General features: G+C 64.5%; 15 protein-coding genes. 6 read left to right on the plus strand and 9 right to left on the minus strand.

What is annotated here, in order from left to right; all coding sequences use genetic code 11:
* Positions 1–12: 12 nt before the first annotated feature.
* Positions 13–918, plus strand: coding sequence for a LysR family transcriptional regulator (locus KW845_RS07660; RefSeq protein WP_255592426.1), 906 nt, complete (start codon positions 13–15; stop codon positions 916–918).
* Here the strand turns inward: KW845_RS07660 and KW845_RS07665 are convergent.
* The 3 genes from KW845_RS07665 to KW845_RS07675 form a co-directional block, all read right to left on the minus strand.
* Entirely contained in the window at positions 915–1,715 is an 801-nt protein-coding gene (locus KW845_RS07665; protein ID WP_370628189.1) for an SDR family NAD(P)-dependent oxidoreductase, read from the minus strand. The genes KW845_RS07660 and KW845_RS07665 overlap by 4 nt on opposite strands.
* 44 nt (positions 1,716–1,759) lie before the next feature.
* Positions 1,760–2,749 (minus strand): tripartite tricarboxylate transporter substrate binding protein, encoded by a 990-nt coding sequence (locus KW845_RS07670; RefSeq protein WP_255592427.1) that lies wholly within the window; start codon positions 2,747–2,749, stop codon positions 1,760–1,762.
* A gap of 204 nt (positions 2,750–2,953) precedes the next feature.
* Positions 2,954–3,883 (minus strand): LysR family transcriptional regulator, encoded by a 930-nt coding sequence (locus tag KW845_RS07675; RefSeq protein ID WP_255592428.1) that lies wholly within the window; start codon positions 3,881–3,883, stop codon positions 2,954–2,956.
* 215 nt (positions 3,884–4,098) lie between these two features.
* Between KW845_RS07675 and KW845_RS07680 the strand changes: the two genes are divergently transcribed.
* Genes KW845_RS07680 through adeC form a run of 3 tightly spaced genes read left to right on the plus strand, consistent with a single transcriptional unit; the run spans position 4,099 to position 9,959 of the window.
* The gene (locus KW845_RS07680) at positions 4,099–5,286 is read left to right on the plus strand and encodes an efflux RND transporter periplasmic adaptor subunit (protein WP_218368530.1); all 1,188 of its coding nucleotides are present in this window, start codon (positions 4,099–4,101) and stop codon (positions 5,284–5,286) included.
* A gap of 9 nt (positions 5,287–5,295) precedes the next feature.
* Positions 5,296–8,505 carry an efflux RND transporter permease subunit gene (locus KW845_RS07685; RefSeq protein WP_218368531.1) on the plus strand — a complete coding sequence of 1,070 codons (3,210 nt, stop codon included), beginning with the start codon at positions 5,296–5,298 and terminating at the stop codon, positions 8,503–8,505.
* Positions 8,502–9,959 (plus strand): AdeC/AdeK/OprM family multidrug efflux complex outer membrane factor, encoded by a 1,458-nt coding sequence (gene adeC, locus KW845_RS07690; protein WP_304502398.1) that lies wholly within the window; start codon positions 8,502–8,504, stop codon positions 9,957–9,959. The genes KW845_RS07685 and adeC overlap by 4 nt, the downstream gene beginning before the upstream one ends.
* An 89-nt stretch (positions 9,960–10,048) precedes the next feature.
* On the opposite strand, the gene KW845_RS07695 is transcribed toward adeC, so the two are convergent.
* The 6 genes from KW845_RS07695 to KW845_RS07720 form a co-directional block, all read right to left on the minus strand.
* Positions 10,049–10,300: a GlsB/YeaQ/YmgE family stress response membrane protein gene (locus KW845_RS07695; protein WP_218368533.1), complete on the minus strand. Its 252-nt coding sequence runs from the start codon at positions 10,298–10,300 to the stop codon at positions 10,049–10,051.
* A 161-nt stretch (positions 10,301–10,461) separates the two neighbouring features.
* On the minus strand, positions 10,462–11,076 hold the full coding sequence (locus tag KW845_RS07700) for an SCO family protein (RefSeq protein ID WP_218368534.1): 615 nt from the start codon (positions 11,074–11,076) through the stop codon (positions 10,462–10,464).
* Between the two features lie 443 nt (positions 11,077–11,519).
* A complete protein-coding gene (locus KW845_RS07705) occupies positions 11,520–13,580 on the minus strand; it encodes a M3 family metallopeptidase (protein ID WP_218368535.1) in 2,061 nt (686 codons plus the stop codon).
* 114 nt (positions 13,581–13,694) lie between these two features.
* A complete protein-coding gene (gene folD / locus KW845_RS07710) occupies positions 13,695–14,579 on the minus strand; it encodes a bifunctional methylenetetrahydrofolate dehydrogenase/methenyltetrahydrofolate cyclohydrolase FolD (protein ID WP_218368536.1) in 885 nt (294 codons plus the stop codon).
* Positions 14,576–15,202: a response regulator transcription factor gene (locus tag KW845_RS07715; RefSeq protein WP_207404664.1), complete on the minus strand. Its 627-nt coding sequence runs from the start codon at positions 15,200–15,202 to the stop codon at positions 14,576–14,578. Before KW845_RS07715 ends, folD begins: the two co-directional genes overlap by 4 nt.
* On the minus strand, positions 15,199–16,953 hold the full coding sequence (locus KW845_RS07720) for a PAS domain S-box protein (RefSeq protein ID WP_218368537.1): 1,755 nt from the start codon (positions 16,951–16,953) through the stop codon (positions 15,199–15,201). Before KW845_RS07720 ends, KW845_RS07715 begins: the two co-directional genes overlap by 4 nt.
* A 313-nt stretch (positions 16,954–17,266) precedes the next feature.
* Here KW845_RS07720 and aceE point away from each other — a divergent pair, with 313 nt between their 5' ends.
* A complete protein-coding gene (aceE, locus tag KW845_RS07725) occupies positions 17,267–19,975 on the plus strand; it encodes a pyruvate dehydrogenase (acetyl-transferring), homodimeric type (RefSeq protein WP_218368538.1) in 2,709 nt (902 codons plus the stop codon).
* Positions 19,976–19,987: 12 nt separating this feature from the next.
* On the plus strand, positions 19,988–21,694 hold the full coding sequence (aceF, locus tag KW845_RS07730) for a dihydrolipoyllysine-residue acetyltransferase (protein ID WP_218368539.1): 1,707 nt from the start codon (positions 19,988–19,990) through the stop codon (positions 21,692–21,694).
* The last annotated feature ends 10 nt before the right edge of the window (positions 21,695–21,704 follow it).

A 21,704-nucleotide genomic window follows, 5' to 3' on the forward strand; every position in this document is an offset into this window, starting at 1 on the left:
CGGGAATCTTCCATGGCCAAGCACGTTCTGGAAATGTCGCTGCTGCGCGCCTATGTTGCCGCGGTAGAAGAGAAAACCCTCTCCAGGGCGGCGTTGCGCGAAGACCTCGTGATATCGGCGGTCAGCAAGAGAATCACCGAGCTCGAGCGCCAGGTCGGCGTATCGCTGCTGTTGCGCCACGGCCGGGGTGTCGCGCCCACGGCGGCGGGTGCCACTTTCTATCAGCGCGCCAAGGCCATCCTGCGCAGTCTCAGCCTTGCGCAAGACGAGCTGTGCTCATATTCGGCCGACGGCACGCCCAAAGTGCGCCTGGCGGCCAATCCGTCGACCACCGTGCAGTTCTTCCCGCGGGATATCAGCCAGTTCCTGCGCGCCAATGCCGGGTTCCGCCTGAACCTGGTCGAGGCCTCCAGCGTCGATGTCCCCCGGATGATCGTGGACGGCGAGGCCGACATCGGCATCTATCACGCCGCCGCGCCGACCCCCGGCTTGCATTCGCGGCCCTACAGGAAAGACAAGGTGTGCCTGGTCGTGCCCGCCGGCCATCCGCTGGCCGGCCGCAAGGCGATCCGCATGGAAGATGCGCTGGATTATGAATTCCTGGGCTACTTCCCGCGGCACAGCCTGGAAGGGTTCCTGGAATTGGCGGGGCCCAGCATTTCACGGCCCCCGTTGGTGCGCAGCGAAGTCTCGAACTACGAAGCGCGCTGCCGGATGGTGGCCGAAGGGCTGGGAATCGCCATCATCCCCGCGATCATCGCCAGGAACTACCTGGCGATGATGCAGTTCTCGATCGTCGACCTGCTCGATGACTGGGCGCTGCGGCAAATGCATATTTGCGTGCGCGACAGGCACAGCCTGCCGGCCATGGTCGAGCAGCTGTTTTCGCATCTGCTGGCCTGCGCCACCGATGCCTAGCCCCGCTTGAGCAGCAACCCTCCATCCACCGGCAGCAACACGCCCGTGATATACCGTGCTTCATCCGAGGCCAGGAACAGCGCGGCATTGGCCACGTCCCAGGCCGTGCCCATGCAGCCCATGGGAACCAGCGCATCACGTTCCTGGCGAACCGTCTCGCGGCTGATATTGCGCTCGCGTGCCCGCCGCTCAATCGCCATGGGCGTGTCGATCAGGCCGGGCAAGATGACATTGGCCCGGATTCCGTGCCTGGCGTTTTCGGAGGCGATGTGCTGGGTTAGCGTATTGACGGCACCCTTGCTTGTTTTATAGGCAACGGTCGGGCGCGCCGACAGCGACGAGGTCGACGAAGTGTTGATGATGCAGCCGCTGCCTTGCGCCACGAATTGCCGCAATGCGTGCTTGCAGGTCATGAACATTCCTTTGATGTTCATGTCCATGATGGCATCCCAGGCGTCAATGGGCATTTCCATGGTCGGGCGGTCGCCGAGCGAGCGGCCGACGTTGTTATGCAGGATGTCGATTTTCCCGAAGCGTTCCACGCAGGCCTGGATGATTTGCCGGCAGTCTTCTTCATGGGTAATGTCCGCCCGCAAGACCGCGGCTTGCGCCCCGCAATCCTGGACTGCGCGCAAGGTTTCGCGGGCGGCTTCCTCATTGATGTCCACCAGCAGCAGGCTGGCGCCTTCCTGGGCAAACCGCACGGCCACGGCCTTGCCATTGCCCACGGTTTCTCCCGCCTGCTGGCCTGCGCCCACGATCACGGCGATCTTGCCGGCCAATCTCTTCTCGCTCACCGTCGAGCTCCTTTTCAGTAGAGTGAATATGCGGCTGCCGCCATTCAGCCGCCACGAATGCCGGCATCGCGCACGACATGGCCCCAGCGTTCGACTTCTTCGTCGACATACGACTCGAGTTCGGTGGGCGACATCGCGGGGCTGGCAAGGCCTTCCGATTCCGTGCGCTTCTTGAATTGCGCGGATTGCACGGTCGCGATGACGGCCTTGTTGAGTTTTTCGACGATAGGGCCGGGCGTGCCGCCGGCAGCAAAAATGGCGTACCAGACGTCGGCCTGGTAGTTGGGCAGGCCCGATTCGGCGACAGTGGGTACGCCGGGCCAGGCCGGCGAGCGTTGCGCGGGCGTGATGGCCAGGGCTCTCAGCTGCCCGCGCTGCACGGCGGGGGCCACCGCGGTCGCCGTGGCAAAGAGCATGTCGATCTGGCCGCCATACAAGTCATTCAATGCGGGGCCGGCACCGCGGTAAGGCACGTGCGTGATATCGATGGAGGCCTCGCGCTTGAGCAGTTCGGCCGCCAGATGCACGGCCGTGCCATTGCCCGAAGAGCCGTAGGTCAGTTCCCCAGGGTGCGCCTTGGCCTTGGCCAGCATGTCGGGCAGCGTCTTCAGGGGACTGTCCGGACGCACCGCGATCACGTTCGGTGCCTTGCCCACCAGGGCGATCGCTGCGAAATCCTTCTCGGTGTCGTAGGGCAATTCGGGGATCAGCGTCGCGTTGATGGCATGCGCGGTGGTGGCGATCAATAGCGTGTAGCCGTCCGGCTCGCTGCGCGCAACAACATCGCTGCCTATCATGGATCCGGCCCCGGGGCGGTTCTCGACCACTACCGTGGTTCCCAGCTTTGCCCCCAGCCCTTCGGCCAGGCTGCGCGCCAGGGTATCGGTGCCTCCGCCCGGCGTGAAGGGAACCACCAGCCGGATCGGCCTGGACGGCCAGGATTCGGCGGCGGCGGCAGGCGCCAGCCACAGGGGCCAGGCAGCCACGGCGGCCAGCACGCCGCTACACAAGCGGCGCATTACACACATCGACATCGGTGTCTCCAGATATTGTCAGAATAGGGCCGGATGCGGCCCGATCCCTGGCATCTCCGCCAGTGATGCCCGATCCTGGCAGATAGCGCTGCGCCGGAGTTGACCAAAAAGAAAGGCTTTGTTCTTGTCGTGCCTGCCGCGATTGAACGGCGCCCCTGCCTGAGCGTGGACGCACATCTGTTTCAATCCATTTCCGCTGCCGGATCAGATAAACAACGAGGCGTTATCCTGTGGCGCCAGCTTGCTGTCGCGCAGCCGCTCCATCAGGAACTCGATGAATATCCGGGTCTTGGCGGGCAGCAGCCGCGTATCGGTCACGGCGTACACCGGAAACGGCCCTGCCTGCCATTCGGGCAGTACGCGCTGCAGGCGCTGTTGTTCGACGTCCTGGCGCACGCTTTGCACCGGTGCCAGGACGGCAATGCCGGCTCCCAGCGATGCCAGGCTGCGCACCATGGCCACGCTGTTGACCGAAAAGCGGTTGCCGGGCGTGATCTCCATGCGCTCATCGCCGCGCGACAACGGCCAACGCGTGACGCGGCCATTATCGGCGCGGAACTCCAGGCATTCGTGGCGGGTCAGGTCACTGGGGTGTTGCGGCATGCCGTGGCGCTTCAGGTAGTCGGGCGAGGCATACAGGTAAGCCGACAGCCGGCCCAGCAAGCGCGCGATCTGGGTCGAGTCGGGCAGGGCGCCGATCTCGATCGAAATATCGCAGCTCTGGAATACGCGCCCGGCATGTTCGGGGCTGGCCAGGTCCAGGTAGAACGTCACTTCGGGATAGCGTTGAGAAAACTCCATAAAGGCTTCGGCCAGGAAATCCGTGCCAAAGTCGGCCGGCATGTTGACCCGCAGCGGCCCCGAGGGCGTTTCCACCAGCTTCTGCAGTTCTTCATGGGCCACCTGCGCCTCGGCGACGATGCGCTGGCAGCGCTCGAAATAAAGCTTGCCGGCCTCGGTCAACTCGACCTTGCGGGTAGTGCGGCTAAGCAGTTGCAGCCCCAGCGAACGCTCCAGCTCGGCCACCTGTCGCGACACGGTCGACTTCGGCATGCCCAGGTTGTTGGCGGCGCGGCTGAAATTGCACGTCTTGGCCACTTCGACGAAAAACTCCATGCCCTGCAGGCGTTTCATGGCGGACATCCAATAAACACGATAAGCAATTATCCCGTATTTGGGATGATGTTTTCGGCTTTGGCTACTTTGTTTCTGAATTGGGATAAAGCAAAATGGCGGATTCCGCGGTGCAACATATGGGGCGGCCGCGGAATACCTGTATCACTGAACAGAGCCGTCGGCGTGGCGTCGCACAGGGCGTGGCCGGCATCGCACAGCTCGGAAAGGATCGTATGAAGAACAACAACGGACTGCGGCGTGGCGCCGCCGTATTGACCATCATGGCGGCTGCGCTGGCGGTAGCCGGCTGCGGCAAGGGTTCGGAAGCGCCTGCCGGGGGCAAGCCGCAAGTGGGCGTGGTGACGCTGTCCACGCGTCCCGTATCGCTTACTACCGAATTGCCCGGCCGCACGGCGGCGTATCGGGTGGCCGAAGTCCGCCCGCAGGTCAATGGCATCGTCAAGAAGCGCCTGTTCACCGAGGGCGGCGAAGTCCAGGCCGAACAGCAGCTCTACCAGATCGATCCCGCCCTGTACCAGGCCAGCTACGACAGCCAGAAGGCTGCCCTGGCGCGTGCCCAGGCACAGCTGAAGACCGCCGGGCTGCTGGTGCAGCGCTACAAGCCGCTGGCCGAGAGCCGCGCGGTCAGCCGCCAGGCGTATGACGACGCCGTGGCTGTCCGCGACCAGGCCGCCGCCGATGTGCAGTCGGCCAAGGCGGCGCTCGAGACCGCGCGCATCAACCTGGTCTACACCAAGGTGCTGTCGCCCATCGAGGGCATCATCGGCCGCTCATCGGTCACCGAAGGCGCCCTGGTCACTGCCAATCAGGCGGGGGCGCTGGCGGCCGTCCAGCAGATCGACCCCATTTATGTCGACGTGACCCAATCCAGCGTTGAATTGCTGCGCCTGAAAAGCGCACTGGACAGCGGCCTGCTGCAGCGCGAAGCTGGCAAGGACGCCGCCCGGGTGTCTCTGACCCTGGCCGACGGCTCGCAGTACGGCCCCGAGGGCATCCTGCAGTTCTCCGAAGTCACCGTCGATGAAGGAACCGGCTCGGTCACGCTGCGGGCGGTATTTCCCAACCCCGACCACAAATTGCTGCCCGGCATGTTCGTGCGCGCCCGCGTGATCGAAGGCGTGGCGCCGCAAGGCTTGCTGGCGCCGCAGCGCGGCATTACCCGCGATCAGCGCGGCCAACCCACCGCGCTGGTGGTCAATGCCGAGAACAAGGTCGAACTGCGCGTGCTGAAGGTCGATCGCGCCATTGGCGATCAATGGCTGGTCACCGGCGGGCTCAAGGCCGGCGACAAGGTCATCGTGCAAGGCCTGCAGAACGTGCAGCCCGGCGTCGAGGTGACCGCCACCGAGTTTGCGGCCCCGGCCGCGGCGCCCGCCGCCGCAGCCAGCGTGGCCAAGTAAGGAGCCCGCATGGCCAAGTTTTTCATCGACCGGCCGGTTTTCGCCTGGGTGATCGCCATCGTATTGATGATGGCGGGCGTCCTGGCGATTCTGCAATTGCCGGTGGCGCAGTATCCCAACATTGCCTCGCCGGCCATCAGCATCCGGGTCAACTATCCCGGCGCATCGGCCCAGACGGTACAGGACAGCGTGGTGCAGGTCATCGAACAGCAGATGAACGGCATCGACAACCTGAACTACATCTCGTCTGAGAGCAATTCCGACGGCAGCATGGCCATCACCCTGACCTTTGCCCAGGGAACCGACCCTGACACGGCGCAGGTGCAGGTACAGAACAAGCTTGCCGTGGCGCAGCCGCTATTGCCGCTCGAGGTGCAGCAGCAGGGGATCCGGGTCAGCAAGGCCACCAAGAACTTCCTGATCGTGGCCGGCTTCATTTCCACCGATGGCAGCATGGCCAAGGAAGACTTGGCCAACTACGTGGCGGCCAACGTGCAAGATCCGGTCAGCCGTACCACGGGGGTCGGCGATTTCCAGTTGTTCGGCTCGCAGTACGCCATGCGCATCTGGCTGGATCCCGACAAACTGCTGGCCTACGACCTGACCACGGTCGATGTCATGAACGCGGTCAAAGAGCAGAACGTCCAGGTGTCGTCGGGCGAGCTGGGCGGCTTGCCCGCGATGCGCGGCCAGCAGCTCAATGCCACCATCATCGGCCCGTCGCGCCTGCAGACTCCCGAAGAGTTCGGCGACATCCTGCTCAAGGTGAACGCCAACGGCTCGCAAGTGCGGCTGGCCGACGTGGCGCGTGTCTCGCTGGGCGCGCAGAACTATTCCATCGACAGCTATTTCAACGGCAAGCCCGCCTCGGGCCTGGCCATCAAGCTGGCACCGGGCGCCAACGCGCTGGATACGGTCGACGCGGTGCGCGACACGATCAACAGCCTCAAGCCGTTCTTCCCACCCGGCATGGATGTGGTCTATCCCTACGACACCTCGCCGTTCGTGTCGCTGTCGATCGAAAGCGTGATCCACACCCTGATCGAGGCCATCATCCTGGTGTTCCTGGTGATGTATCTGTTCCTGCAGAACTTCCGGGCCACGCTGATTCCCACCCTGGCCGTGCCGGTGGTGCTGTTGGGTACTTTCGGCGTGCTCGCCGCATTCGGTTATTCCATCAACACGCTGACCATGTTCGGCATGGTGCTGGCCATCGGCCTGTTGGTCGACGACGCCATCGTGGTGGTCGAAAACGTCGAGCGCGTCATGGCCGAAGAGGGCCTGTCGCCCCGGCAGGCCACACGCAAATCCATGGGCCAGATTACCGGTGCGCTGGTTGGCATCGCGCTGGTGCTGTCGGCCGTGTTCGTGCCCATGGCATTCTTCGGCGGGTCCACGGGCGTGATCTACCGGCAATTCTCGATCACCATCGTATCGTCGATGGTGCTGTCGGTGCTGGTGGCCATCATCTTCACGCCGGCCCTGTGCGCGACGCTGCTCAAGCGTATTCCCAAGGGGCACCACGCCACCAAGACGGGCTTCTTCGGCTGGTTCAACCGGTTCTTCGACCGCTCGACCCACGGCTATGCCAATTCAGTGGCGCGCGGCCTGAGCCGCACCAAGCGCCTGATGCTGATCTATCTGGTTTTGCTGCTGGTCATGGGCTGGATGTTCACGCGCATTCCCACGTCGTTCCTGCCCAACGAAGACCAGGGCATCCTGTTTGCGCAGGTGCAGGCGCCGGCGGGTGCCACCGCCGAGCGCACCAGCCAGACGGTGGCAGCCGCTACCCGCTACTTGCTCGAAGACGAGAAGGACGCGGTGGCATCGGTGTTCGCGGTGCACGGCTTCAGCTTCGGCGGCCGCGGCCAGAACTCGGCCATCATGTTCATCAAGCTGCGCGACTGGAGCGAACGCGGCGATGCCGCGCTGAAGGTAGACGCGTTGGCTGCGCGCGCCAATGCCTATTTTTCCAAGAATCTGCATGATGCGCGTGTCACCGCCTTCGCGCCGCCCGCAGTCATGGAACTGGGCAACGCGCTGGGCTTCGATTTCCAGTTGCTGGACCAGGCCGGCCTGGGGCACGAGCGCCTGGCCGAGGCGCGCGACCACTTCCTGGCCGAGGCCTCCAAGAGTCCCAAGCTGGTGGGCGTGCGGCTCAACGGCATGGAAGATGCGCCGCAATACCAGCTGGATATCGACCGCGAGAAGGCACGGGCGCTGGGCGTGGCCATTGCCGACATCAACAACACGCTGTCCACGGCCTGGGGCGGGTCGTACGCCAACGACTTCCTCGACCGCGGCCGCGTGAAGAAGGTGTACGTGCAGGGCGAAGCGGCGGCGCGCATGCTGCCCGAAGACCTGAACAAATGGTATGTGCGCAACACGTCGGGCGACATGGTGCCTTTCTCGGCCTTTGCCTCGGCCCACTGGACCTACGGACCGCAGCGCCTGGACCGCTATAACGGCGTGCCCTCGTTCAACATCCAGGGCCAGGCGGCGCCGGGCTACAGCTCGGGCGAGGCCATGGCCGAAATGGAACGCATCGCGGCCACCATGCCCACGGGCGTGGGCTACGACTGGACCGGCCTGTCGTACGAAGAGCGCCTGTCCGGTTCGCAGGCCCCGGCCTTGTACCTGATTTCGCTGATCGTGGTGTTCCTGTGCCTGGCCGCCTTGTACGAAAGCTGGGCGATCCCGACATCGGTCATGCTGGTGGTACCCCTGGGCGTCATCGGGGTGCTGGCGGCGACGCTGTTGCGGGGGCTGTCGAACGACGTGTACTTCCAGGTCGGCCTGTTGACCACGGTGGGGCTGAGCGCCAAGAACGCCATCCTGATCGTGGAATTCGCCAAGGCCCATTACGAGGAAGGCGCCAGCCTGGTCGAGTCCGCCGTCCATGCGGCGCGGCAGCGCCTGCGCCCCATCCTGATGACGTCCATGGCATTCATCCTGGGCGTGGTCCCGCTGGCCATTTCCTCCGGCGCGGGCTCGGGCAGCCAGCACGCCATCGGTACCGGCGTGATCGGCGGCATGCTGGCCGGCACGTTCCTGGCCATCTTCTTCGTGCCTGCTTTCTTTGTGGTGATGCTGCGCCTGTTCAAGGTCAAGCGCCACACCGAACGCCACGAGGCAGACGATGAAAACGACGATGATTCGCAAGACGACGGTGCCTTGCCGACCGCGCCTTCGGCGCAGCCTGGGGAGCAACCGCAATGAACCCGACCATGCAACGATCTTTCCTGACACTGGCGCTGGCCGCGGCCCTGGCGGGCTGCTCCCTGGCGCCTACCTACGAACGCCCCGCGGCGCCGGTCGGCGCGGCCTTTCCCTCCGGCCCGGCTTACGAGGCGGCCGGGCAGGGCGGCGCGACGGATGCCGTGGCAGCCGATATCGGCTGGCGCGACTTCTTTGCCGATCCGCTGTTGCAGAACTTGATCTCGATGGCATTGGATGCCAACCGCGACCTGCGCGTGGCCGCCCTGAATGTCGAAGAGGCGCGGGCGCAGTACCGCATTCAGCGGGCCGACCTGTTGCCTGGCGTCGGCGTTGGCGGCGAAGGTTCGGTACAACGCCTGCCGGGCGACCTGACGCAAAGCGGCGAGTCAGGCATCAGCCGCAGCTACCAAGTGGGCGGCGCCATCTCGGCCTGGGAACTGGACCTGTTCGGGCGCATACGCAGCCTGAGCGAGCAGGCCCTGGAAACCTATCTGGCGCAAGACGAGACGCGTACCGCCACGCAATTGGCCCTGATCGCGGAAACCGCCAGTGCCTACCTGACGCTGCGCGCCGACCAGGAATTGCTGAGCCTGACCCAGTCCACGCTGGCGGCACAGCAAGATTCGTACAAACTCACCAAGCAAAGCTACGACCTGGGCGTTGCCACCGAACTTGATCTGAGCCAGGCCGAGATTGCGCTGCGTACCGCCCAGCGCAACCAGTCGCAGTACACGCGCCTGGCCGCGCAGGATCGCAATGCGCTGGTATTGCTGGTGGGGCAGCCGCTGCCGGCCGATGTGGTGGCGCAGCTGGACCAGGCCACCACGCTGCCCGATGGCATCATGCCGCGCGCACTGCCTGCGGGCCTGCCGTCCGACCTGCTGGCGCGTCGCCCGGATATTCGTGCGGCCGAACACCAGCTGAAGGCTGCCAATGCGAACATCGGTGCCGCGCGCGCTGCCTTCTTTCCCACCATCAGCCTGACGGGTAGCGCCGGTACTGCCAGTGCCAGCCTGGGCGGGTTGTTCGATGCCGGTTCGGGGGCCTGGAGCTTCGCACCCAGCATCACCATGCCCATCTTCGCGGGCGGTGCCTTGCGAGCCAGCCTGGATGCCTCCAAGGTCCGCAAGAACATCCAGGTGGCGCAATACGAGAAATCCATCCAGACGGCGTTTCGCGAAGTCTCGGATGCGCTGGCCGGCCGAGGTACGCTGCAGACACAGATCGAGGCGCAGCGCTTGCTGGTCGATGCCAGCCAGCGCGCCTACAACCTGTCGCAGCAGCGTTTCGAGCAGGGGGTCGACAACTACCTTAGCGTGCTGGATGCGCAGCGTTCGCTGTATTCGTCGCAGCAGGTGCTGGTGGAAACCCGCCTGGCGCGCTTGTCCAACCTGGTCACGCTGTATCGCACCCTGGGAGGCGGCTGGACCGAGCAGACCATGGCCGGGCTCTGATCCACCCCCGAAGCGTTACGCGCTTCTTCCTCGAGGGGGCAAACAAAAGGGGCGGCCATGAGGCCGCCCCTTGTCTTTCAGCTGGTGCGCTATGCGCGTTTCTTGGTGATCAGGCCCACCACGAACAGCACCACGATGGCGCCGACAACCGAGCCGATCCAGCCCGCCGGCTCGCCTGCCGCATACCAGCCCAGGGACTGGCCCAGGAAGCCTGCCACGACTGCGCCGACGATACCCAGCAGGGATGTCATGATGATCCCCATATTCTGGTCGCCAGGCATGATGGCGCGGGCGATGAGGCCGACGACAAAGCCGACGATGATCATGATGATAATGCTCATGCGCGTGCTCCTCTTTCAGGGTGTAGGGGTAAGCGTTTGGATCATACTCATCGCGCGCGGACCCAGGCTAGTAACAACTAGTATGTGGGGCATCCGCGCAACACCCTGGCCAGGATTGCCGCCTGGCGGCATGCGCCGCCCAAGGCTCCAATGACGGCAATTTAGCCGGTGATGTCGATCAATTGGTGCAGATCCTTGACGATCACGTCGATACTGTCGGTGTCCGATGCCAGCAGGCGTGCTTTTCCTGTGTTGTCGAAGATATATACGCCGCGGCTGTGCGTGACGTCGTAGACGTCGGCCGCGTCGCCGGGCCGGGGGCGTTCGATCTGGTAGGCCACGCGGTAGCGGCGCGCCAGGTCGGCGATCTGCTTTTCGCTGCCCGTGACGCCGATGGCGTTGTTATTGAACGCATCGACATACGCCTGCAAGATATCGGGCGTATCGCGGTGCGGGTCGACACTGACGAACAGGATGCGTACGTCGCCGGCCTGGTCGCCCAACTGCTGCAGCACCGCGGTCAACTGGGCCATGGTGGTGGGGCAGATATCGGGGCAGCTTGCGTAGCCGAAAAACAGCAGCACGGTCTTGCCCTTGAGATCGTCGCTGGAAATCGTCTTGCCGCCGGCGCCATTCAATTGGAACTTCAGGTCGGGCAGGTGGCCCTTGACGTCATAAAGTGTCCAGTCAGCGGCTTTGTCGCCACAGGCCGCCAGCAGCGTGCAGGTGGCCAGCAACAGGGCGCGCCAGAGGCGGCCAGAGAAAAAAGCAGGCATGTCGGTGTTGGGTGTTCAGGCAGTCAAGATAGCAATAGGCACGATTCTAGCGCGTTGGTATCGGTGGGGTTGGCGGGTGCGGTTTTGTTTGTGTTTTCCCTGTTTGAGTTCTTGGGGCGCCTCGTCGTCCTGCGCTTGGGGCTGGGCGAAGCCCGTCATGCATGTGATTACCCAGACTGGGGAAGAAGCCGGTACAGCTTTTGCACGTTTGATGCGATGGCTCGAATTGACGCAGACGCAGTCCCGTGGCGTCCGGGCAGGCGGTGGCGGCGACGTGCGCCGGGCTCGGGCGCATGCAGGCGCCCTCGGCCTGCTGCGCAGGCCACCCCGGCGCCCAACTCGCCGCCACCGCCTGCCCGGACGCCACGGGACTGGGCCAGAACTCATTGCCGCGCTACACGCAGCTCATCATCCTGTGCAGCGCGCGATAGCCCGGGGAACCGTCAGTCCGCCACCATGCCGCTGTGCCGCAGCAGCGCATCGATGCGTGGCGCGCGGCCGCGGAACGCCTGGAACGATTCGGCAGCCGGCCGCGCGCCGCCCACCGCCAGGACTTCCTTGCGGAAGCGTGCACCGGTGACGGCGTCCAGCGTGCCATGCTCGCCCGCCTGGGTTGCCGCCTCTTCGAAAGCTTCGTAGGCGTCGGCCGACAGCACTTCGGCCCACTTGTAGCTGTAGTAGCCGGCGCCATAGCCACCGGCGAACAGGTGCGAGAAAGCATGCGGCAGGCGATGCCAGGCCGGCGGGAACAGTACCGCCACTTCATTGCGCACTTGCTGCAGCAGCGCCAATGCGTCGGCAATCGAGGTGCCCTGGGCACGGTCGTGCAGCAGCATGTCGAACAGGGCGAATTCGATTTGCCGCACGGTCTGCATGCCGCTCTGGAAGTTGCGCGCCGCCACCAGCTTGTCGAACAAGGCGCGAGGCAGCGGCTGGCCATGCTCGACATGCGCCGACAAGCGTTGCACCACCGGCCATTCCCAGCAGAAATTCTCCATGAACTGCGAGGGCAGTTCGATGGCATCCCATTCGACGCTGGCAAAGGCCGATGCCGCAGGCTCGTCTACTTCCGACAGCAAGGCGTGCAGCGCGTGGCCGGTTTCGTGGAACAGCGTGATGACGTCGTCGTGCGTCAGCAGGGCTGGCTTGCCGTCGCCGGGGCGCGCGAAATTGCAGGTCAGGTACACCACGGGTGTCTGCACCCGGCTGCCCAGGCGGCGGCGGTTGCGTTCGCTGTCGACCCAGGCGCCGCTTTGCTTGCCCGCACGCGCGTACAGGTCCAGGTACAGATGGCCGATCAGGGCGCCATCGGGCGCTTCCACACGTACGCCGCGCACATCGGCCTGCCAGCGCGAGACCTCGGTTTCGTGCAAGCGTACGTTGAACAGCGTTTCAATGACCTGGAACAGCCCTTCGAGCACGCGGGGTTCGGTGAAATACTGCTTGATCTCGTCTTCGGAATACGCATAGCGCGTTTCCCGCAGGCGTTCGGACGCATAGGCGACGTCCCAGGGCTGCAAGATGTCCAGGCCCAGTTCGGCGGCCGCATAGGCCGTCAGTTCCGCCAGGTCGCGCTCGGCATAAGGGCGTGCGCGCGTGGCCAGGTCGCGCAGGAATGCGACGACTTCACCGGCATCGCGGGCCATGCGGGTCTGCAGGCGCAGTGCGGCAAAGGTGCCATAGCCGAGCAGGGCCGATTCTTCGGCGCGCAGTGCCAGCAGTTCTTCGATCAGGGACGAGTTGTCGAAACGCGCATCGCCCTGTTCGGATGCCACCGTGCCATAGGCGCGGTACATCTGCTCGCGCAGGGTGCGGTCGCGCGCGTATTGCATCACCGGCAGGTAGCAGGGCATTTTCAGCGTCAGCTTCCACCCCGGCTTGCCGTCTTCCTGGGCGGCCTGGCGGGTGGCTTGCAGCACGTCGGCGGGCAGGCCGGCCAGGCGGGTTTCGTCGTCGATGAGCAGCGACCAGGCGTCGATGGCGTCGAGCACGTTCTCGGAGAACTTCTGCGCAACCTGTGCCTCGCGGTCGGAAATAGCGGCATAGCGCTCGCGCGCCTCGCCCTGCAGCTCGACGCCGCTCAATCTGAAGTCGCGCAGCGCCAGTTCCACGATGCGGCGGCGCACCGGATCCCAGCCTTCGAAACCGGGCACGGCGCGCAGGCGCTGATACTGGCGGTACAAGCCTTCGTGCAGGCCTGCCCAGGTGGAAAACTCGGTTACCAGCGGCAGCGCGGCGTTATAGGCCTCGCGCAGTTCGGGCGTATTGACCACCGCATTCAGGTGCCCCGCTACCGACCAGGCCCGCCACAGCTGTTCGCTGGCGGTGTCCAGCGGCTGCACCACGGCTTCCCATTCGGCCGGCAGGGTGGGGTCGGCGGCCGCTTCCACCGCCTGGCGAGCCGTGCCCAGTAATTCCTGGATGGCGGGCACGATGTGCGCAGGTTGGACGGCGGCGTAGTCGATCAAGCCGGATACCGGGGCGAGCAGGGGGTTCTGGGTCATGGGGTGTCGCTGGGGGAAATAAGAATCTGTACTGATTGCAGATGAGGGCGGGGCGCCGGAAAACAAGCCGGGGGCGGGCAGGTGCCGGGCGCCTGCGCAAGGCAGAGGCTGGCGTCAGGCTGCAGCCCGTTCGGCGGCCTCAACCGTATTGACCAGCAGCATGGCGATGGTCATGGGCCCCACGCCGCCCGGCACGGGGGTGATGGCCCCGGCGACTTCCCGCGCCGAGGCGAAATCCACGTCGCCGCACAGTTTGCCGTCGGCACCGCGATTGATGCCCACGTCGATCACCACCGCGCCCGGTTTGATCATGCTGCCATCGATCATGCCCGGCTTGCCCGTGGCCACCACCAGCACGTCGGCGCGGCGGGTCTGGGCCGCCAGGTCGCGGGTCTTGGAGTTGCAGATCGTGATGGTGGCACCGGCCTGCAGCAGCAGCATGGCCATGGGTTTGCCGACAATATTGCTGGCCCCCACGATCACCGCCTCGGCACCGCGCAGCGCCACGCCCTCGGCTTCCAGCATCTTCATCACGCCATAAGGCGTGCAGGGCCGGAACAGCGGCTGGCCGGTCATCAGCAGGCCGGCATTGCTGATATGAAAGCCGTCCACGTCTTTCTCGGCCGCGATGGCCTCGATGACCTTGTGGCTGTTCATGTGTGACGGCAGGGGCAACTGCACCAGGATGCCGTGGATGGCGGGGTCGCGGTTCAGGGCATCGATGCGGGCCAGCAGTTCGGCTTCGGTCATGTCGGCCGGGTACTGCTCTTTGATGGAGTACAGCCCGGCCTTTTCGCAGGCCGCCACCTTGTTGCGCACATACACTTGCGAGGCGGGGTCATCGCCCACCAGCACCACGGCCAGGCCGGGCCGCACGCCCTTGGGGGACAGTGCCTGCACCCGTCGGGCGACGTCTTCACGAATACGTTGCGCCAGGGCGGCGCCGTCGATGATGCGCGCACCCGCGTGCACCGTGGCGGAAGCGGACTGCTGGGTCATGCATGTGCCTCGGGTTTGGCCAGCGCGACTTTCATCAAGTCGGCGACCGTGGTGACTTCAAGCTTTTCCATGATGTTGGCGCGATGGGCTTCGACGGTCTTGATGCTGATGCCCAGGTCGTCGGCAATCTGCTTGTTCAGCCGGCCCGCCACGATGCGTTCCAGCACTTGCTGCTCGCGCGCCGTCAGCCGCGCCAGCATGGCTTCGTGGTCTTTCTGGGCCTGGAACTGGCTGATGCGCTGGGTTGCCTGCTCGAGCATGCGCGCGACGATCTCGCGCAGGTCGGATTCATTGAAAGGCTTCTCGAGAAAATCGACCGCACCCTTCTTCATGGTGGACACGGCCATGGGCACGTCGCCGTGGCCCGTGATGAACACGATCGGCAGCGGCGCGTTGCGCGCCAGGATCTGTTCTTGCAGTTCCAGGCCGCTCATGCCGGGCATGCGCACGTCGGCGATCAGTACGCCAACCTGCGAGGCATCGTATTCCTCGAGAAACGTCTCGCCGCTGGCGAACGCGCGGACGCGGTAGCCGTTGGCCTCTAGCAGCCAGCGCAGTGAATCGCGTACCGCTTCGTCGTCATCGACAATGAATACCGTGCTCGACTGGGGGGGGGTGTTCATGCGTGCAACTCCTCGGGCTGATCACTCTGCGCACGCTTATCGGGCGTGGCGCAGGGCAGGGTAAAGCGGAAAATAGTACCGCCAGCGGGGTTCGGGTCCGCCCACAGGCGGCCGTGGTGCGACTCGATAATGGTACGGCAGATATTCAGCCCCATGCCCAGGCCTTGCGACTTGGTGCTGAAGAAGGGCTCGAACAGGCGTTCGGGCTCGGCCAGGCCATGGCCCCGGTCGACCACGGCGACTTCGATCTGCTGTTCGTGCGGGATCACGGCGACCTTGAGTTCGTCGGATTCGCTTTTTTCCATGGCCTCCAGGCCGTTTTTCAGCAGATTCAGCAGTACCTGTTCGATCAGGATGGGGTCGGCCAGCACATCGGGCGCATTGGACGGCACGAAGGGCTCGATGCGGATACGGCGCTTGCGCGCGTCGATCTCGGCGAAACCGATGGCATTGTCCACGATGCGACTGATAGGCACGCGCTGGCGGCGCGGCTCGCTGCGTTTGACGAACTCGCGGATGCGGCTGATGATCTTGCCCGCGCGTTCGGCCTGCGAGGCGGCTTTTTCCAGGGCGGGCAGCAGCATGTTGGGGCTGGTGTGCCCGGCTTTCACCAGGGCCACGGCGCCCATGCTGTAGTTGGCGATGGCGGTCAGCGGCTGGTTCAGCTCGTGGGCCAGCGACGATGCCATTTCGCCCATGGTGGTCAGGCGGCTGGTGAGCTGGATCTTTTCTTGCTGCACGCGCGAGGCTTCTTCGTGATTTCGGCGCTCGGTGATGTCGCGCGCCACTTGCATGCGCACGCGACGGCCGTCGGTCCAGGCCAGCATGCGATGGTGCACTTCGAACCAACGTTGCACCGACGGGGCGAATACTTCTACCGACTCGTCGGTAAAGCGGCCGCGCCGCCCGGCCAGCAGTTCGTCGTGGCCGCCCGTCTGGGCGCCGAACACCCGGCGATAAGTGCGATTGGCGAACAGCAGTTCCAGCCCGTCGTGGGTGTCGGCGGTGACCGAGATGGCGTCGTCCAGGCCCTCGAGCACGGTCATGAAGCGCTCGTGCGCCGCGGTCAGGGCTTCGCGGATGCGCTTGGGCTCTGTGATGTCCGTCATCGAGGTCATCCAGCCGATCTGGGTGCCGTTGGGGTCGAGCAGCGGCGATACATACATGCGCGCGGTAAAGCGCGACCCGTCGCGGCGCTGCGCCTCGACTTCGAGCCCGCTGCTGGGCGTCTTGCCCGAGGTGAGCACATCCAGGGTGTGCTGGTGCTGTTCGTGGCGGCCCGGCACCCAGTAAGGGAAGGGCGGGCTGCGGCCGATCAGGTCGGCCTCGTTCCAGCCGATCATGCGGCAGAACGCCGGGTTCACATAGGCGATGCGGCCTTCCATGTCGAGCACGCGCATGCCGGTGGACATGGAGTTTTCCATGGCGCGGCGAAATCCCGTCTCGGCGATCAGGGCGGCTTCGGCGGTGGAACGAAAGCGGGTGTAGCGCCACAGCATCAACAGGCTGATGATGATGACGCAGGACAGGGCCAGCACCACCCAGATCAGGCGCTGCTGGCGCACTTCCTGGTCGATGGTCACGAACATGACGCTGTCGTCGTGCAGGCGCTGCAGCCAGAAGAAGGCACCCATCACGCACAGATACAGAATCAGCACCACGGCCGGCGTGAGCCAGTACACGCCACGCCGGCGCTTGCGGGCATGGTCGTGGAACGAGTTCGGAATGTTCGACTTGTGCTGGCTGGACATGACGTTCGGGCCGTATAGAGCGGGCATTTTAGAGCGTGTTGCGTACGCCTGCGCGGCCAGTGGCCGTATGGGTTGGTAGACTGGCCCAGTTTATTCAGTTTTTTGTCAATTTTTCATATTATGAAATGCCGTACCGCAACATGAAATTTTCTGTGGGACGGGTTACTCTTCGCGTTCAGCGTCCCTGCCGTACGCTACCGGATCGATTGCCAAGGCAGCGGATAATCAATCCCGGCACGTGCCGGAACCATTGGTCTGCCCGACCCGCTACCCCGGGGGCGGGCATGTTCAGAACTCCCACAGGAGACACACGATGTCCTCTAACGCCCAGGCTCGCGCGCTATCTGCCGCCAATGATGAAGACACCCTGGAAACCCAGGAGTGGCTCGAAGCCCTGGCCGCCGTGCTTGACCGCGAAGGCCCCGAGCGTGCCCATTACCTGCTGGAACGCCTGATCGACGAGGCCCGCCGTTCCGGTGCGCACATCCCATTTTCGCCCAATACTGCCTACGTCAACACCATCCCGCCCGGGCTCGAGCCCGCGCACCCCGGCAATCTCGAGCTGGAATCGCGTATTCGCTCGTATGTGCGCTGGAACGCCATGGCAATGGTGGTCAAGGCCAACAAGCATAATCCGCCCGATGGCGGCGACCTGGGCGGCCATATTGCCTCGTTCGCCTCGCTGGCCACCATGATAGGCTGCGGCCAGAACCACTTCTGGCACGCCGAAGACGCCGACCATGGCGGCGACCTGGTGTACTTCCAGGGCCATACCTCGCCCGGCATGTACGGCCGCGCCTATCTTGAAGGGCGCCTGACCGCCGAGCAACTGGATCATTTTCGCCAAGAGGTCGACGGCAAGGGCCTGTCATCGTATCCGCATCCCAAGCTGATGCCGGAATTCTGGCAGTTCCCCACGGTGTCGATGGGCCTGGGCCCGCTGATGGCGATCTACCAGGCGCGCTTCCTGAAGTACCTGCATGCCCGCGGCATTGCCGACACCAGCAAGCGCAAGGTATGGGTATTCTGCGGCGACGGCGAAATGGACGAGCCCGAATCGTTGGGGGCCATCACCCTGGCCGCGCGCGAAAAGCTCGACAACCTGATCTTCGTCATCAACTGCAACCTGCAGCGCCTGGACGGCCCGGTGCGCGGCAATGGCAAGATCATCCAGGAACTCGAAGGCGATTTCCGCGGTTCGGGCTGGAATGTCATCAAGCTGATCTGGGGCGGCTACTGGGACCCGTTGCTGGCGCACGACAAAGAAGGCATCCTGCGCAAGATCATGGAAGACACGGTCGACGGCGAATACCAGGCGTACAAGGCCAACGACGGCAAGTTCGTGCGCGACCACTTCTTCGGCAAGCACCCCAAGCTGCTGGAAGCCGTGTCGCGCATGAGCGACGAAGATATCTGGCGCCTGAATCGCGGCGGCCACGACCCCCACAAGGTGTACGCGGCTTTCAAGTCGGCCGCCACGCACGAGGGCCAGCCCACCGTCATCCTGGCCAAGACCATCAAGGGTTATGGCATGGGCCATGTGGGCCAGGCCAAGAACCCCACCCACCAGCAGAAAAAGCTGGAGCTGGAATCGATCCGCGAGTTCCGCGACCGCTTTGCCATTCCGATTCCCGACGACCAGCTCGAGAAGCTGCCGTACTTCAAGCCGGCCGAAGATTCGGCCGAGATGAAGTACCTGCACGAGCGCCGCAAGGCGCTGGGCGGCTACCTGCCCAAGCGCCGTCCCAAGGCCGACGAGCAGCTCAAGGCGCCGGCGCTGGACGCCTTCAAGGCCGTGCTCGAGCCGACCTCGGAAGGCCGCGAGATCTCGACCACCCAGGCGTTCGTGAGGGTGCTGAACCAGATCCTGCGCGACAAAGACCTGGGCCCGCGCGTGGTGCCCATTCTGGCCGACGAGTCGCGTACCTTCGGCATGGAAGGCCTGTTCCGCCAGATCGGCATCTACGCGCCCGAAGGGCAGAAGTACACCCCGGTCGATAAAGACCAGGTCATGTACTACAAAGAAGCGGCCGACGGCCAACTGCTGCAGGAAGGCATCAACGAAGCGGGCGCCATGAGCTCGTGGATGGCGGCGGCGACGTCGTATTCCACGAATAACCGCATCATGATCCCGTTCTTCATCTACTACTCGATGTTCGGGTTCCAGCGCATCGGCGACCTGGCCTGGGCGGCCGGCGACATGCAGGCGCGCGGCTTCCTGCTGGGCGGCACCGCCGGGCGCACCACGCTCAATGGCGAAGGCCTGCAGCACGAAGACGGCCACAGCCACATCCTGGCCTCGACCATCCCGAACTGCGTGTCCTACGATCCCACGTTCGGCCACGAGCTGGCTGTCATCATCCAGCACGGCCTGAAGCGCATGGTCGAAGACCAGGAGAACGTGTATTACTACCTGACCGTGATGAACGAGAACTACCCGCAGCCCGGACTGACCAAGGGCGACGAGGAGGGCATCATCAAGGGCATGTACAAGCTGAAGTCGCATGGCAAGGGCAAGCAGCGCGTGCAACTGATGGGTTCGGGCACCATCCTGCGCGAAGTCATGGCCGCCCAGGAACTGCTGGAAGCCGACTGGGGCGTGGCCTCGGACCTGTGGAGCGTCACCAGCTTCACCGAACTGCGCCGCGACGGCCTGGACGCCGACCGCCACAACCTGCTGAATCCCGAGCAGAAGAAGCCGCAGGTGCCGTACGTGACGACGCAGCTTGAAAAGACCGAGGGCCCGATCATCGCGTCCACCGACTACATGAAGCTGTTCGCCGACCAGATCCGTCCGTTCGTGCCCAAGGACCGCAGCTACCGCGTGCTGGGCACCGACGGCTTCGGCCGTTCCGACTTCCGCTACAAGCTGCGCGAGCACTTTGAAGTCGACCGCCATTTCGTGGTGCTGGCCGCCTTGCGCGCCCTGGCCGACGAGGGCAAGATACCCGTGGCCAAGGTGGCCGAGGCCATCAAGAAGTACGGCATCAACCCTGAAAAAGCCAACCCGCACCACGCCTGAAGGTAAACAGACATGAGCAAACTCGTGGAAATCAAGGTTCCGGACATAGGCGACTTCAAGGAAGTGGAAGTCATCGAGGTGCTGGTGTCCGAGGGCGACACGATCAAGGCGGAACAAAGCCTGATCACGGTCGAGTCGGACAAGGCGTCGATGGAAATTCCTGCCTCGGCCGGCGGCGTGGTGAAGTCGGTGAAAGTGAAGGTTGGCGACAAGGTCGCCGAAGGCAAGGTGATCCTGGAGATCGAGGCGGCCGAAGCGGAATCTAAGGGCGGCTCCAAGGACGAGCCCAAGGCGGCTGCCAGCCAAGAGAAACCGGCAGCCGGGGCCGCCGAGAAAACCCAAGGCCAGACCGCAGAAGCTCCGGACGTCAAACCGGCAGCCAACGCGGGCCAGGGCCAGTCCGGTGGCGGCACCTCCGAGATCGCCGTGCCCGACATAGGCGACTTCAAGGAAGTGGAAGTCATCGAAGTCATGGTTGCGGTGGGCGACACCATCAAGGCCGAGCAAAGCCTGATCACGGTCGAATCCGACAAGGCCTCGATGGAAATCCCGGCTTCGGCCGGCGGGGTGGTCAAGGAAGTAAAGGTCAAGGTGGGCGACAAGGTCGCCAAGGGTACGGCTATTGTCGTGGTGGAAGGGGGCGGGGGCGCTGCCGCCGCCAAGGCCGACGCGCCCGCGCAAGACAAGGCACCCCGGCAGGCCGCTGACCAGAAGGCGTCGGATCGCCAGGATGACGCCAAGGCTGCGCCGGCGCCTGCCGACAAGCCGGCGCCTGCCGCCGCGCTGGAAGATCCCGGCCTGAAGCCCGGCCAATTGCCCCATGCTTCGCCTTCGGTGCGCAAGTTCGCCCGCGAGCTGGGTGTGAACCTGAGCAAGGTCAAGGGCTCGGGGCTCAAAGACCGCATCACCGCCGACGACGTGCGCGCCTTCGTGAAGCAGGCGCTGGCCGCTCCGGCTGCCGCGGCGGGCGGTGCCGACGGCGCCGCGCTGGGCTTGCTGCCATGGCCGAAGATCGACTTCACCAAGTTCGGCCCGATCGAAGCCAAGCCGCTGTCGCGCATCAAGAAGATTTCCGGCGCCAACCTGCACCGCAACTGGGTCATGATCCCGCACGTCACCAATAACGACGAAGCGGACATCACCGACCTGGAAGCGCTGCGGGTCACGCTGAACAAAGAAAACGAGAAGTCCGGCGTCAAGGTCACCATGCTGGCCTTCCTGATCAAGGCAGTGGTGGCGGGGCTGAAGAAGTTCCCTGAGTTCAATGCGTCGCTGGATGGCGACCAGTTGGTCTACAAGCAGTACTACCACATCGGTTTCGCCGCCGACACGCCCAATGGCTTGGTGGTGCCGGTGATCCGCGATGCCGACAAGAAGGGCATCCTGGACATCGCCAAGGAAATGGGCGAATTGTCCAAGAAGGCTCGCGACGGCAAGATCTCGCCGGCCGAGATGCAGGGTGGCTGCTTCTCGATCTCTTCGCTGGGCGGCATCGGCGGCACGCATTTCACGCCCATCATCAATGCGCCCGAAGTGGCCATCCTGGGCGTGTCGCGCTCGGCCCAGAAACCGGTATGGGATGGCAAGCAGTTCGTGCCGCGCCTGATCGTGCCGCTGTCGCTGTCGTACGACCACCGGGTCATCGACGGCGCCGCCGCTGCGCGCTTCAACGCGTACCTGGGCCAGTTGCTGGCCGACTTCCGTCGCATTGCGCTGTAACCGGGGGCCT

The sequence above is a fragment of the Bordetella sp. BOR01 genome, assembly GCF_019218885.1.
Taxonomy (GTDB): domain Bacteria; phylum Pseudomonadota; class Gammaproteobacteria; order Burkholderiales; family Burkholderiaceae_B; genus Bordetella_A.